14 protein-coding genes are annotated in these 13,506 nt (G+C 38.4%); 12 read left to right on the top strand and 2 right to left on the bottom strand.

From position 1 onward, the window contains the following. The first annotated feature begins 111 nt into the window (after positions 1 to 111). On the top strand, positions 112 to 1,956 hold the full coding sequence (gene kimA / locus HNQ98_RS04245) for a potassium transporter KimA (RefSeq protein ID WP_014973811.1): 1,845 nt from the start codon (positions 112 to 114) through the stop codon (positions 1,954 to 1,956). A gap of 364 nt (positions 1,957 to 2,320) precedes the next feature. On the opposite strand, the gene HNQ98_RS04235 is transcribed toward kimA, so the two are convergent. Both HNQ98_RS04235 and HNQ98_RS04230 read right to left on the bottom strand, forming a co-directional pair. Further along, the gene (locus HNQ98_RS04235; protein WP_014973813.1) at positions 2,321 to 3,052 is read right to left on the bottom strand and encodes a type 1 glutamine amidotransferase; all 732 of its coding nucleotides are present in this window, start codon (positions 3,050 to 3,052) and stop codon (positions 2,321 to 2,323) included. Then, positions 3,052 to 4,410, bottom strand: a complete 1,359-nt coding sequence (locus tag HNQ98_RS04230; protein WP_014973814.1) for a Mur ligase family protein — start codon at positions 4,408 to 4,410, stop codon at positions 3,052 to 3,054. The genes HNQ98_RS04235 and HNQ98_RS04230 overlap by 1 nt, the downstream gene beginning before the upstream one ends. Before the next feature lie 436 nt (positions 4,411 to 4,846). Between HNQ98_RS04230 and HNQ98_RS04225 the strand changes: the two genes are divergently transcribed. The 11 genes from HNQ98_RS04225 to rimI (HNQ98_RS04180) all read left to right on the top strand — a co-directional run bounded on the left by HNQ98_RS04225 (position 4,847) and on the right by rimI (HNQ98_RS04180) (position 13,482). After that, the gene (locus HNQ98_RS04225; RefSeq protein WP_014973815.1) at positions 4,847 to 5,449 is read left to right on the top strand and encodes a thymidine kinase; all 603 of its coding nucleotides are present in this window, start codon (positions 4,847 to 4,849) and stop codon (positions 5,447 to 5,449) included. 94 nt (positions 5,450 to 5,543) lie between these two features. Further along, the gene (prfA, locus tag HNQ98_RS04220) at positions 5,544 to 6,617 is read left to right on the top strand and encodes a peptide chain release factor 1 (RefSeq protein WP_014973816.1); all 1,074 of its coding nucleotides are present in this window, start codon (positions 5,544 to 5,546) and stop codon (positions 6,615 to 6,617) included. A gap of 2 nt (positions 6,618 to 6,619) precedes the next feature. After that, positions 6,620 to 7,630, top strand: a complete 1,011-nt coding sequence (prmC, locus tag HNQ98_RS04215; protein WP_014973817.1) for a peptide chain release factor N(5)-glutamine methyltransferase — start codon at positions 6,620 to 6,622, stop codon at positions 7,628 to 7,630. A gap of 39 nt (positions 7,631 to 7,669) precedes the next feature. Beyond that, positions 7,670 to 8,677, top strand: a complete 1,008-nt coding sequence (locus tag HNQ98_RS04210; RefSeq protein WP_041773182.1) for an L-threonylcarbamoyladenylate synthase — start codon at positions 7,670 to 7,672, stop codon at positions 8,675 to 8,677. A gap of 320 nt (positions 8,678 to 8,997) precedes the next feature. Further along, a complete protein-coding gene (locus HNQ98_RS04205) occupies positions 8,998 to 9,267 on the top strand; it encodes a phosphocarrier protein HPr (protein WP_014973819.1) in 270 nt (89 codons plus the stop codon). A 2-nt stretch (positions 9,268 to 9,269) separates the two neighbouring features. Then, positions 9,270 to 10,985 (top strand): phosphoenolpyruvate--protein phosphotransferase, encoded by a 1,716-nt coding sequence (gene ptsP / locus HNQ98_RS04200; RefSeq protein WP_014973820.1) that lies wholly within the window; start codon positions 9,270 to 9,272, stop codon positions 10,983 to 10,985. Between the two features lie 146 nt (positions 10,986 to 11,131). Next, positions 11,132 to 11,410 (top strand): RNA polymerase sigma factor, encoded by a 279-nt coding sequence (locus tag HNQ98_RS09270; RefSeq protein WP_014973821.1) that lies wholly within the window; start codon positions 11,132 to 11,134, stop codon positions 11,408 to 11,410. Positions 11,411 to 11,517: 107 nt separating this feature from the next. Next, entirely contained in the window at positions 11,518 to 11,622 is a 105-nt protein-coding gene (locus HNQ98_RS09400; protein WP_476738484.1) for an anti sigma factor C-terminal domain-containing protein, read from the top strand. Positions 11,623 to 11,845: 223 nt separating this feature from the next. Beyond that, positions 11,846 to 12,556 carry a tRNA (adenosine(37)-N6)-threonylcarbamoyltransferase complex dimerization subunit type 1 TsaB gene (gene tsaB / locus HNQ98_RS04190; RefSeq protein WP_014973822.1) on the top strand — a complete coding sequence of 237 codons (711 nt, stop codon included), beginning with the start codon at positions 11,846 to 11,848 and terminating at the stop codon, positions 12,554 to 12,556. Continuing rightward, entirely contained in the window at positions 12,540 to 13,097 is a 558-nt protein-coding gene (rimI, locus tag HNQ98_RS04185; RefSeq protein ID WP_014973823.1) for a ribosomal protein S18-alanine N-acetyltransferase, read from the top strand. The genes tsaB and rimI (HNQ98_RS04185) overlap by 17 nt, the downstream gene beginning before the upstream one ends. Beyond that, the gene (gene rimI / locus HNQ98_RS04180; protein ID WP_014973824.1) at positions 13,048 to 13,482 is read left to right on the top strand and encodes a ribosomal protein S18-alanine N-acetyltransferase; all 435 of its coding nucleotides are present in this window, start codon (positions 13,048 to 13,050) and stop codon (positions 13,480 to 13,482) included. The genes rimI (HNQ98_RS04185) and rimI (HNQ98_RS04180) overlap by 50 nt, the downstream gene beginning before the upstream one ends. Positions 13,483 to 13,506: the final 24 nt, after the last annotated feature.

Here is a 13,506-nt window from a genome sequence, read left to right as displayed (position 1 = left end):
TATTCATAATGGTTCGTATTGTTACAGAGTCGTCATATAGACGTCTTTTTTATTATGATAAAGTAGCGTACAATATGTTGAGTAATAAATAATTGTATTGAGAGAAATGATATGTTTGAAAATATCAAACGCATCTTAATTGGAAAGCCACTAAAAACACTTGATGAGGGTGGTCAATCTTTGTCTAAAACTAAAGCATTGGCATTATTATCGTCAGATGCTTTGTCATCAGTGGCTTATGGTACTGAATCTATCACAACTGCTTTGTTTATAGCAGGAGCGGCAGCATTATGGCTACAAATTCCCATTGCTTTATTGGTGTTAGTATTACTGGCGGCTATTGTAATGAGTTATCGGCAAATTATCCACGCTTATCCTTCTGGTGGCGGGGCGTATGCTGTTGCAAGTGAAAATTGGGGGCCAAAAGCGGGGTTAGTTGCTGGTGGATCATTATTAGTTGATTATATGTTAACGGTGGCTGTTTCAGCTTCAGCAGCTGCAGATGCTGTCACAGCAGCATTTCCTGCGATTTTACCATTTACGGTGCCACTATCTATTGTGGTTGTTATTCTGTTAACAGGGATGAATTTGCGTGGCTTACGTGAAAGTGCTAATTTTTTGATGTTTCCTGTTTATTTTTTCATCTGCGTATTGATCGTGATGATTTTATGGGGATTATTTCAAGCAGTGACGGGCCAATTACCTTATCAAGCAACGACTAGAATTGGCACAAGCTTTTCTGGTTTATCGTTTGTCTTATTCATGCGGGCATTCTCTAGTGGTTCATCATCCCTGACAGGTGTCGAAGCGATTTCAAATGCTGTACCAAACTTCAAAGCACCAAAAGAGAAGCATGCAGCGGCAACGCTTGCAGCAATGGCTTTAATATTAGCAGTGTTTTTTGGTGGTATTACATTTTTGAGTTATTGGTATGGTATTAAACCAAATGTACATTCAACTGTGTTATCGCAAATTGCTGCGAAAACATTTGGTGGCTATGGTGTTGGCTTTTATATTGTCCAATTGGCAACAGCATTGATTTTGGCCGTTGCTGCTAATACTGGCTTTTCAGCATTTCCCATGTTGGCTTTGAATTTAGCCCGTGATAAATATTTACCACATTTGTACATGGATCGTGGTGATCGTCTCGGCTATTCGAACGGTATTTTATCTTTGGCGCTGGGTGCTGCTATTTTAATAGTTATTTTCCATGGGTCAACGGATGCTTTAATTCCACTATATGCCGTTGGTGTGTTTGTGCCATTTACTTTGTCTCAATCGGGAATGATTATTCATTGGTGGCGTAAAAAGCCCCAAAACTGGCTGTTTAAAGCCTTTATTAATTTTGTTGGGGCATTTATTTCAGCTGTGTTGGTTATCACGCTATTTGCCACACGTATTGAACATGTCTGGCCGTACCTATTGATTATGCCAACAGTTTTATATGTATTCTTGAGAATCAGGCATCATTACATTAGCATTGCACGTCAGTTGAAACTCTCTTATGCTAATAATGATAATGCTGTGCGCCACCACTATGATGGGGCAACGGTTATTGTGTTAGTTTCTAATATTACAAAAGTGACTACGGAAGCGATTGATTACGCACAATCCATTGGTGATTATGTTGTCGCCATGCACGTTAGCTTTGATGTTAATCCCAAAAAAGAATTGAAAACGGCAACACAATTTAAGAATGATTTTCCGGATGTTCGCTATGTTGATATTCATTCATCTTATCGTTCAATTGTGAAACCAGCATTGAGTTTCGTTGACGCTGTCGTCAAACAATCACAAAAGCGGAATCATTCAGTGACTGTCTTAGTGCCACAATTTGTTCCTAAGAAACCTTGGCAAAATATTTTGCACAACCAAAATTCATTACGTTTACGTGCAGCTTTTGCTGCAAGAGAAGATATATCAGTTTCAACATACTATTACCATTTGTCAGAGTGAACTTTGCTGTGTCGGTTGAACAACCCTTTGGGTTGTGTATATAAATGAATTAATTTGAAAGGAATCACACATAGATTTTGTGAAAACATCTGTGTGAACTATGATAATGTCACAAGATATGAAATTAATTTTATTTTTTGTTTGGGTGGTCATTGCAATGCTAATCTCTACAATTGGGTTAGTGATGATTATGCGTTGGTACCATCGCGAGGTTAATAAAGTTAAAGCCAGTAAACGAAATGAAAAATTAACACAGGATAAAGAGTAACAGTCATGTTGATGTCAAGTGTTTAATGTGAAATCAATTCAAAAACCAGCAGATGTTTTCCAAAAGACATCTGCTGGTTTTTAATTATTATCATTGTTAAAATGTTTCTGTATCAATTTGACTTAATTTTTCAGACCAATTAACATTAGGGTATTTTTTTGATAAAGCGGTAGCTAGAACTCGTTTGGCTAGATTACCATTTCTGGTAAAGATTGGGCCATGAAAGTACGAACCATAGACATTTCGATAAATGACACCTTCAGTTTTATCTAAGCCGTTGTTACCATTACCGGAAATGACAGTGCCTAACGCACGTTCACTTTTACCTAAGAAAGTGCGACCTTGATGATTTTCAAAGCCATGATAGGTTTCTCCAGTATCATTGTTTTTAATAACAATATTACCTGTGAGTCGTTTACCATTTAAAATAGTGATTTTGTCATCGTGCATGTTAGTTGTATAGTGATCCATGACCCCGATACCATCAACTTTGGTGCCATCTGCCATAATCATGTAATGCCCTAACAGCTGGAAACCACCACATACTGCCAATAGTGGGCCATCGTTTTCAATGTATGTCTTGATTTGTTCAGCTTTTGTTTTTAAATCATGAGCGACAATTGTTTCTTCGTAATCTTGTCCGCCACCAAATAAAACAAAATTATATGTCTCAGGGTCAAAATGATCATTAAGGGAGACTAAGTGGTAATCGACTGTAACCCCAATTTGTTTAGCATAGTAGGTCAGGGCGATGATGTTACCGTAGTCGCCATAAGTGTTCATCAAATTACCATACAAGTGAGCGACAGAAATATCATAATTAGCCATCAGAAACCTCCCTTGATATAACCAGCAGCTTTTAATTGCTCACGCAATTGGAGCATAGCTGTGTAAGTTGCAGCGATGTAAACTTTTTTTGTTGGGAGCGCTTTAATTGCAGCAACAATTTTAGTTAAATCTTCATAAACGGCTTGTTCAGCAAAACCAGCCATCTTCAAACGTACGCGTAGATCTTGGTAGCGTTCACCACCAGTAGCAACGGCTTTAATGTTAGTATGGTGCAGCTTTTCAAATTCAGCATCCCATATCCAACTGGTATCAATACCGTCAGCATAGTTGGCATTTAACAGTGCTAATAGTGAAAATTCATCTGTTTCGGTTAGCATCATATCGATGACTGAATTTGCCCCAACAGGATTTTTGATTAACACAATGGTGACATCTTTGCCATCAACGTTGATAGCTTCTTGACGGCCAAATATCTGAGCGTTAGATTCAAATGCTTTTTTGATTTGTGCGGGCGTAACACCAAACTCCCGTCCCACAGAAAAAGCCGTTAAAGCGTTATATATATTATACAATCCACCAATTTCAATCCGTAAAGGGGTATTATCAATGCTGAATTGTGAATATTTCGGCGTTAATTGATCAACACTTGTCACTTGGTATTTCAGTTCTGGACGTGCAAACTGGTCTGTAGTACTAAAATATTTACCCAGGTTAGCGTAGGTAATAAAATCATAGTGTAGAACAGAATGATCCGTCGGTGATAGAATACCGTCGGTATTAATAGGGGCAACTGCAGGCTTAAAGTCTGTCGGGTTGATATGATTAAAGCCAAAGTAGCGACGGGTATTGGTAAAGTCACCACGTGTAAAAATCGGCGAGTCACCATTAGCTAAAACGAGCGCATCAGGTGCGTTTTTAATACCAGCAATGATTTTATCATAAGTCGTGTAGATTTCACCATAGCGATCAAGTTGATCCCGAAAAATATTTGTTAAGACAAACATTTTTGGGTGGATAGCATTTGTAATTTTTTCGACATTGGCTTCATCAACTTCAAGCACAGCAAGTGGCTTTTTGCCATTAGGTGATGATTTGACTTTGGTAGTTACTAAAGTACCGGTAATACCTTGGATCATATTGGATCCAGAAGGATTAGTAATTACCTCATAACCACCAGCTTGTAAAACACGTGTAATTAATGCTGTCGTTAACGTCTTACCATTTGTGCCAGTGACGATAATTAAGTCAAAGTCTTGTTGTATTGTTTTTAAAATATCTGGGTCAATAGCCACAGCTAGTTTACCAGGTAAACTTGTCCCACCGCGATGCAAAATGTGTCGCAAAACCCAATAAGAACTTTTGGCTGTGGCGCGTGCCAGTGAACTTTTAAGTGTCATAATATCCCCACTTTCATGTCTATCATTTTACCATGAACTAGGGTAGGGTTGGTGTTTTTGGTTAAAAATTAACTCGACCAATGGGTACAAACTTAAAACGGTTTGATGATTTGTCAAGAATTTTGAGTCAATAAAATAAAGGCAGGATATATATGGCGTTATTTTGGAATACAAAAAAGCAGGATTCGCTTTTTTGTTGCCTTAAAAATTGCTATAATAAATGATAGTAGCGTCTAAGTTAACATCAGACACAATTGATGTGGTACGAAAATAAAAGCTCGGTGCATGAGTGCTGAGGATAAATCTAAATTGATAAAAAGGGAGATATTGCGTTTTCGGTTATTTGTAGTTAGAATATTGCCGTTTTGATCAAGTATCATAGCTTAAAATCTGCATGTTTCTAGTTTTTATAAATGATTGTTGACACACTAAAAATATGGCACAATTATTCTTTGAATACGGCGCAATGAGTTCAGGAAAATCGATTGAGATTTTAAAAGTTGCACATAATTATGAATCGCAAGGGCGCAAAGTATTATTGATGACGCCAATTGTTGATACGCGTGCTGGGGTGGGGATTGTTGCTAGTCGTATGGGACTGTCACGGCAGGCGGTTGCGGTTAAACCTGAGGCCGATTTATATCAGCTGATCAAAAGCATGAAAGATGATAATTTAGCCGTTGTCTTAATTGACGAGGCACAATTTCTTGCTGCTGAACAGGTTGATCAATTGGCTCATGTTGTTGACAATTTACACATTCCAGTTATGACTTTTGGTTTAAAACAAGATGCCTTCAACCATCTGTTTGAAGGCTCTAAACGATTGATTGAGCTAGCTGATAAATTAGAAGAAATGAAAACAATTTGTTCCTTTTGTGGTAAAAAGGCAACCACACAGCTACGCATTGTTGATGGTAAACCGCAGCGTGAAGGGGCGCAAGTGTTTATTGGTGGCGATGAAGCCTATATTCCAACCTGTCGTCGGCATTGGTTCAATCCAGATTTAGCTAAAATAGCTGATATGTTTCCTGTTAAATAAATATACCTAAGAGACTGTTAGTCTCGTACATAAAATAATCATATGTTTTAAGCTTAAGCGCATTAAGTTTAAAACATACACTGGAGAGTAAAAAATGGATCCAATATTTCAATCCTTACAAACTGTTATCGACCGCTATGATGAACTAAATGAACAGCTGGCTGACCCAGAAGTAATGAATGATAGTCAGCATTATACGCAGTTATCTAAAGAAGCTGGGGAAATGCGTGAGACTGTTGAGGTTTATACACATTATAAGCAAGTGGTGCAAGACATTGCAGATGCTGAAGACCTTTTAGATGACGATGAAATGGCACCTTTGGCCAAAGAAGATCTTAATACGTTGAGACCAGAAAAAGAACAACTTGAAAGTCAATTAAAAATTTTGATGATACCAAAAGACCCCAATGATGATAAAAACATTATTATGGAAATTCGCGGCGCAGCCGGTGGTGATGAATCGTCACTGTTCGCCGCTGACCTATTAGATATGTATCGGCGATACGCTGAACGACAAAATTGGGTGTTGAGCATTATCGATGAAAGTACGACTGAAGTAGGTGGCTATAAAGAAGTTGCTGTCATGATTACTGGTGACAATGTGTACTCTAAATTGAAGTTTGAGTCTGGTGCGCATCGTGTGCAACGTGTACCGTCGACGGAAACGCAAGGACGTGTGCATACTTCAACAGCAACAGTTGGTGTGATGCCCGAATTTCAAGATATTGACTTTGAATTAAATGAGTCCGATTTAGATGAAGAATTTTTCCGTTCAGGTGGCGCCGGCGGACAAAATGTTAACAAAGTGTCGACAGCTGTACGTTTAATTCATAAACCTACAGGTATCATGGTTAAAATGCAAGAAGAGCGTACGCAAATAAAAAACCGTGATAAGGCACGCAAATTATTGGCTAGCCGTGTTTACGATTATTATGCGCAACAAAATGAAGCTGAATATGCCGAAAAACGTAAGTCAGCCGTTGGTACGGGTGACCGTTCTGAACGTATTAGAACGTATAATTATCCACAAAATCGTGTAACTGATCATCGGATAGGCTTAACTTTGAATAAACTTGATCGTATTATGAATGGTGAGTTAGGTGAAGTCGTTGATGCATTGGTTATTGCTGACCAAACAGCGAAGTTATCTGAACTGAATAAAGCCTAAATATGACTGAAAAACATTTTGATACACCAAAACAATTTAAATCAGTTGGTCGTGGTGAACCAATTAAGAAAATCACGCTTGATAAATTAACTGCCCCTAAATGGTACGACTGGGATGATATTAGGGTACCCAAAAGTCCTGCTAATGTTAAAATTTCATTACTTGAAGGTCGTAAATGGGCGATTAGTGAATTAGTTGGTGTTGGCGTGCCAGAAGATGATGCTAAAGACAATGTTGACTTTTTGTTAAGTGGTGCATTAAATATTAATTATGCTTACTTACGTGCTAATATAACACGCACGATGCCCACTGGATTAGCTGCAGTTTGGCCGAGTTGGGTTGCAAAATTAATTGATAATCAACCACCACAATATATTTTAGGACATGCACCTTTTTATGGTCGTGAATTTATGGTTGATGATCGTGTCTTAATACCGCGACCGGAGACAGAACAATTAGTTGAATGGATTTTAAAAGATGCTTCGTCTACCGTTGGTAATCCAGTGTCAGTATTAGATATTGGTACTGGTTCTGGGGCTATTATAGAGACTTTGATGCTAGAAAACCCACGTGTCAGAGGCTTTGCTGCCGATATTTCATCAAATGCACTGTCAGTTGCTGAAATGAATGCTCAGCGCTTTGGCTTAAATAATGTGCATATGGTTGAAAGCGATGTATTCAGTGCGATTGCTAATTTAGAATTTGATATTATTGTTAGTAATCCACCTTATATCGCAACAACTGATGAAAATGAGATGGATAGTAGCGTTATCACGTATGAACCACATATGGCTTTATTTGCCGATCACAATGGATTAGCTATTTATGAAAAAATTGCGCTTGGTCTGGATAAGCATCTAACAAATCATGGTCGAGCTTATTTTGAAATAGGATATAAACAAGGACAGCAAGTGGTCGATATCTTAAAATCAGCCATGCCTGATGCTGAAATCACGCTTAAAAAAGATTTTGCAGGATTAGACCGTATGATTCGTGTAGTGAAAGGAGTATAGCATTGGTTTTCTAATAGATTATTGATGCGTAAGTTGATAATGAAAACAGAGCGATTAACAAATCAAGAAACACAACGCGCGGGTGATTTATTAAAGGCAGGTGAAGTTGTTGCTTTTCCTACTGAAACTGTATACGGTCTTGGGGCGGATGCAACAAATGACGAGGCTGTTAAAAAAGTATTCATAGCAAAGGGACGTCCGTCAGATAATCCTCTAATTATGACAGTTGCTGATATAGCGCAATTAGACCCTTTTGTCACTATTTCCGACATGGCTCAACTATTGATGGCGCATTTCTGGCCTGGTTCACTGACCATTATTTTGCCAATTAAGCCAGGTAAAGTATCCATGTTAGTGACTGGTGGTTTGCAAACAGTGGCTTTCCGTTTACCAGATAATGACGTGGCACGAGCAGTTATTCGTGCAGCAGGGGTACCAATAGTTGGACCTAGTGCGAATACATCAGGTAAGCCATCACCAACAACTGCAGCACATGTTTGGCATGATATGCAAGGTAAAATTGCCGGTATTGTTGATGATGGTCCGACTCAAATTGGTGTTGAATCAACTGTGATTGATATGTCAGCTACGACGCCAACTATTTTACGTCCTGGGGCTGTCACACAGCAACAATTAGAAGCTGTGTTAAACATGCCAGTGGTTGATGCCACAAGCACCAAATCAGTTGCTAGCAATGTGACACCAAAAGCACCTGGTATGAAATATCGCCATTATGCACCAGATAAAAATGTTGTCATGTTTGACCGTTTAGACGCTTTAGATCTAAAAAATGAGTTACAAAAAAATGATGTTGTCATGGCGCAAGAACCAACACTTTCAGCCATGCAATTATCTTTAGATCAGAGTTGGTCGTTGGGTGAAACGCTTGAAAGCGCAACAGAACAGTTGTTTTCAGGGTTGCGTTTTTATGATGATGAAATACAAGTAGCTACAATATATGTCGAAAAAATGTCACCGATTGGTTTAGGTAAAGCTTATAATAACCGCTTGGCGAAATCGGCGGGTAATCAAGAATTTAGTGTTTAAAAAGAAGTGAGTTAATCACTTCTTTTTTAGTTGCTAGTTAGTAGAGTGATTGCTTTTTTGCAGACTCAGGATTTGATGAGGAGGTTGTTGGTTAACTTGAGTAGAAAATGAGTGAATAGTGTTTATTTCGTTTTTTAATTTACAGAAAACAATTTTTGATTTTGATGAAAACGTTTACATTTAAAATGCCGTCAGATGGGCATTTACGGGCTATTGCCTGATATAACAAGGATTTGCATGATATTTTACTTGATATTTTGTAAGCGCTTTGATAAACTAATAACAGAAGCTGATTAACAGCTAAAAAGGAGAATTTAATTATGACACAATCAAAAGACTTTAATATTGTAGCAGAAACAGGTATCCATGCACGTCCAGCAACATTGTTGGTACAAGCAGCTTCAAAGTTCACATCAGATGTTACTTTGTCATATCAAGGCAAGGATGTTAACTTGAAGTCAATCATGGGTGTCATGTCATTAGGTGTTGGCCAAGGCGCCGATGTGACAATTAAGGCAGAAGGCGACGACGAAGAAGCAGCAATTAAGGCTATTGTCGAAACCATGGAAAAAGAAGGACTCGCAAAATAACAATGACTAAGAACTTCAAAGGAATCGCGGCAAGTAATGGCGTAGCAATTGCAAAAGCCTATTTGTTAGTTGATCCAGAATTGTCTTTTGAAAAGACAGTAATTAAAGATGTGACGGCTGAACAAGCACGTGTCGACGATGCTTTGAAAGCTTCTAGTAAAGATGTTGAAATTATTAAAACGAAAGCTGAGCAAAACTTAGGTGCTGATGAGGCGCAAGTTTTCGAGGCACATTTGATGATTTTATCAGATCCTGAAATGTCTGGCGCATTTAAACAAAAAATCGCTGATGAAAAGGTCAATGCTGAGCAAGCTGTTAAAGAAGTAACAGACACATACGTTAGTATGTTTGAAGCAATGACTGACAATGCTTATATGCAAGAACGTGCGGCAGATATTCGTGATGTGACGAAACGTGTGATGTCACATTTGCTCAATGTTTCATTGCCAAACCCAGCATTGATCAATGAACCAGTAATTTTGGTGTCTAAGGATCTGACGCCTTCTGATACGGCACAACTTGATCGCCAATTCGTTAAGGGAATCTTGACTGATATGGGTGGTCGTACGGCTCATGCTTCGATTATGGCACGAACATTAGAAATACCAGCAGTTGTTGGTACTGATGTTGCTACAAAAGAAGTGGCAAGTGGTGTGACGGTTATTGTTGACGGTTTAACAGGAGACGTTATCGTCGATCCTTCTGCTGAAACGTTAGCAATTTATGAGCAGAAGGCAACAGATTATTTAGCACAACGTGCTGAGTGGGCATTGTTAAAAGACCAACAGTCTGTCAGTGCAGATGGTAAGCACTTTACTGTCGGTGCTAACATTGGTGCGCCCAAAGATATGGCTGCTGTTCTGAATAATGGTGCTGAGGGTGTTGGTTTGTATCGAACAGAATTCTTGTATATGGAATCTGATCACCTCCCAACAGAAGATGAACAATTTGAAGCTTACAAATCTGTTGTTGAGCAGATGGATGGTAAGCCAGTAACTGTCCGTACGATGGACATTGGTGGCGATAAGCACCTTGATTACTGGAAATTACCTGAAGAAGAAAACCCTTTCTTGGGTTATCGTGCGATTCGTATTTCACTAGATCAAACGGACATTTTCCGTACGCAGTTGCGTGCCTTGATTCGTGCATCAGCTTTCGGTGATTTGTGGATCATGTTCCCAATGATTGCGACATTGGCTGAATTCCGTGATGCCAAGAAGATATACCTTGATGAACGTGCTAAGCTTGAAGCAGCTGGTGTCGTGATGGGTGATATCAAGTTAGGTATTATGATTGAAATTCCAGCTGCGGCAGTTTTGGCAGATAAATTCGCCAAAGAAGTTGATTTCTTCTCAATCGGAACTAATGATTTGATTGCTTATACAATGGCAGCTGATCGTGGTAACGATCGCGTGGCGTATTTGTATCAACCATATAACCCATCGATTTTACGTTTAATTAATAATGTGATTAAGGCAGCACACGACGAAGGTAAATTCGTTGCCATGTGTGGTGAGATGGCTGGTGATCCAATCGCCGTGCCACTACTTGTTGGTATGGGATTGGATGAATTTTCAATGAGTGCACCATCTATTTTGCAAACACGATCATTGATGAAGAAGCTGAATACGGCTGACATGAAGTTGTTGGCTGAAAAGGCTTTGGATGCTGAAACTAATGATGAAGTTATTGCATTAGTTGAAGCCACCGTTAAATAAAACCAATTAATTTTAATAAGATATATTTGATCCACTTTAATAGTTAAAGTGGATTTTTTTATGGTAAAAATTTTTTAACCAAATCAGTAGATATTCGTTATATTTCATGAAATGAGAGGGGGATGAAAATAGATCATTATGAATAAATGTTAGTTGATATAGCACATGAGATTATTGGTTTTTTGATTAATCAGAATATGCAAAAGCAAGATGCAGAAGATATTGTGCAGGATATATTTGTTAAATGGATTCAAACAGATCTGGTGTTACCACTTGATAAACTAAGACCGTGGTTATATCGAGTTGCATATCCAGAGCGAAATATAACTTTTGGATTCAATGGAGAAAAAAGTCAAGAGCTAATAGCAGGAGATGTTATTTTTAAAAAAATTCAAATACACAAAGTATTGTACAGAATAAGATAACCAAACAGAAAGAGCCCACTTTTTTTAATACGAAAAGTAGCGCAACATATACCAAAAATAGAACAGTTAATTTTTCACCTACGCATGAAGCTAAAACATTAATCAGTATGAACAATACTCTGGGTGAAGTGGCTATAACATTTGATAAACGTTATACTTACGATGATATAAGGACTATGTTGCCTAATAATGTCATGATTAATTATTATTGACTAGGCTATCATAGTTCGGAAATACAATTTTCACCTTATAATATTGGCAGGTGTTATTGTGACAGGAAGAACAAAAAATTTGGCTAAATTAGACAATTTGCCTTAAGTTTACGCTACTAACGTTGGTGTTATAACACCAATTATGCCTTATCAAGAACCGCTTAAATAACAAGTACTTGCACAACCACCGTAAGGTGGTCTTTTTTGTGTTAAAATATAACTTATGAAGATTTTAGCATTTGATACAAGTAACCAACCACTGACCGTGAGTTTGGCGGAAAATAATCAGGTTTTACATGTCTTTTCGACTAATGAGGCACGCAACCATTCCATTCAGCTGTTGCCCGCAATTAAAGAGACATTGGCAACTGAAAATTGGGCTTTACAAGATATTGATCGTATTGTCGTGGCACAAGGTCCTGGGTCGTTTACAGGGTTACGTATTGGCGTGACTGTTGCTAAAGTGTTGGCTGATACGCTTAATACTGAAATTGTTGGCGTTTCAAGTTTAGCTGTCTTGGCTGCGCAAGTTACTAGCACACAACTCGTAGTGCCACTTTTTAATGCACGAAATGATAATGTGTTTGCCGGTGTTTACTTAAATGGACAAAATGTGTTGGCAGATGAGCATCAACCAATTGCTAATTTGTTTACTTGGTTACAAAGTCGGAGTGAAAAGATAACGTTTATCGGTGATACCGATATATTTTTAGAAACGATACAAACAACTTTTGGCACGCAAGCAACAATAGTAAGCTCAGCGGAAAGTTTACCAGATGGATATGGTATCGTGAAGCTTGGGCAACAAGCGCAACCAGTGATTGATGTGGCAAACTTTAACCCAGAATACTTACGTAAAACGCAAGCTGAATTAAATTGGATTACAGCACATCCGGGTGAGGATAAACCTGAAAATTATGTTTTTGAAGTTTAATCATCATAAAAAATTGCCATTAATGTTGCCAAAATTTGAACAAAAGGTAATTGACACAAAAGGATATTCGTTTACATTACGTCGTGCCACCAGTCAAGATATTGACACTTTAATTAAAATTGAAGAGGCAGTTTATGATGGTCAAGCACCCTGGTTATTACGAGATTTTTTGAGTGAATTATCGCGACCGCATATCCGTCTTTATCTAGTAGCAGAACGCAATGCACAGATTGTCGCTTTTGCTGGCGGAGCATATCGTCGTGACACACAGGATATTCATATTACTAATATCGCGGTGCTACCGATTTGGCAAAATATTGGTTTGGGATCGACCATTATGACAGAAATTAGACTATTTGCTGAACAAATTGGTGTGATGACGATGACATTAGAAGCCAGAGCATCAAATAGTGGTGCGATTGCACTGTACCAGCGTTTAGGCTATGAACAAACAGGTATTAAAAAAGGGTATTATCTTGGAGACCATGAAGATGCGGTTTCAATGGCAAGAACAATTGACAATCAGAATAGCAACAATTAAAGACTTAGCTCATATTTTTGACATTGCTGACGTGGCATTTAACCCGTCACCATGGCCAAAAAGTGTCTTTGAACACGAATTAAATAGTCCACGTAGTCGATATTTTGTGACGGTTGGTGGTTTTGTGGGCGTAACGCAAATTTTAGATGAAGTTGAAATCGGTAGTGTTGCGGTTCATCCAGACTACCAACAACAAGGCATTGCACAAGCATTGTTAAAGAAGGTGTTGACTATGCCCGATGTGACGCGTTTTTTGTTAGAGGTAGATGCGACTAATACAGCAGCTATTGCGTTATATCGGAAGTTGGGATTTGAAGTTTATCATCACCGAAAAAAGTATTATAGAAATGGTCATGATGCGCTTATGATGGCCAAAAATGTGTGATGAAACGACGCCTTTAAGGAGTGA

Origin of the sequence: Leuconostoc carnosum, from assembly GCF_014207505.1 — a bacterium.
GTDB lineage: Bacteria > Bacillota > Bacilli > Lactobacillales > Lactobacillaceae > Leuconostoc > Leuconostoc carnosum.
The sequence above is the reverse complement of the archived record's forward strand: the minus strand, read 5'-3'. Positions and strand labels throughout refer to the sequence as shown.

What these genes read in the sequence shown, in the direction of transcription:
- kimA (WP_014973811.1), top strand. Translation starts at nt 112, where the DNA reads ATGTTTGAAAATATCAAACGCATCTTAATTGGAAAGCCACTAAAAACA.
- rimI (WP_014973823.1), top strand. Translation starts at nt 12,540, where the DNA reads ATGTTTTTGAAGTTTAATCATCATAAAAAATTGCCATTAATGTTGCCA.
- HNQ98_RS09270 (WP_014973821.1), top strand. Translation starts at nt 11,132, where the DNA reads ATGTTAGTTGATATAGCACATGAGATTATTGGTTTTTTGATTAATCAG.
- HNQ98_RS04210 (WP_041773182.1), top strand. Translation starts at nt 7,670, where the DNA reads ATGAAAACAGAGCGATTAACAAATCAAGAAACACAACGCGCGGGTGAT.
- prfA (WP_014973816.1), top strand. Translation starts at nt 5,544, where the DNA reads ATGGATCCAATATTTCAATCCTTACAAACTGTTATCGACCGCTATGAT.
- HNQ98_RS09400 (WP_476738484.1), top strand. Translation starts at nt 11,518, where the DNA reads ATGAACAATACTCTGGGTGAAGTGGCTATAACATTTGATAAACGTTAT.
- HNQ98_RS04225 (WP_014973815.1), top strand. Translation starts at nt 4,847, where the DNA reads ATGGCACAATTATTCTTTGAATACGGCGCAATGAGTTCAGGAAAATCG.
- prmC (WP_014973817.1), top strand. Translation starts at nt 6,620, where the DNA reads ATGACTGAAAAACATTTTGATACACCAAAACAATTTAAATCAGTTGGT.
- HNQ98_RS04230 (WP_014973814.1), bottom strand. Translation starts at nt 4,410, where the DNA reads ATGACACTTAAAAGTTCACTGGCACGCGCCACAGCCAAAAGTTCTTAT.
- rimI (WP_014973824.1), top strand. Translation starts at nt 13,048, where the DNA reads ATGCGGTTTCAATGGCAAGAACAATTGACAATCAGAATAGCAACAATT.
- tsaB (WP_014973822.1), top strand. Translation starts at nt 11,846, where the DNA reads ATGAAGATTTTAGCATTTGATACAAGTAACCAACCACTGACCGTGAGT.
- HNQ98_RS04205 (WP_014973819.1), top strand. Translation starts at nt 8,998, where the DNA reads ATGACACAATCAAAAGACTTTAATATTGTAGCAGAAACAGGTATCCAT.
- HNQ98_RS04235 (WP_014973813.1), bottom strand. Translation starts at nt 3,052, where the DNA reads ATGGCTAATTATGATATTTCTGTCGCTCACTTGTATGGTAATTTGATG.
- ptsP (WP_014973820.1), top strand. Translation starts at nt 9,270, where the DNA reads ATGACTAAGAACTTCAAAGGAATCGCGGCAAGTAATGGCGTAGCAATT.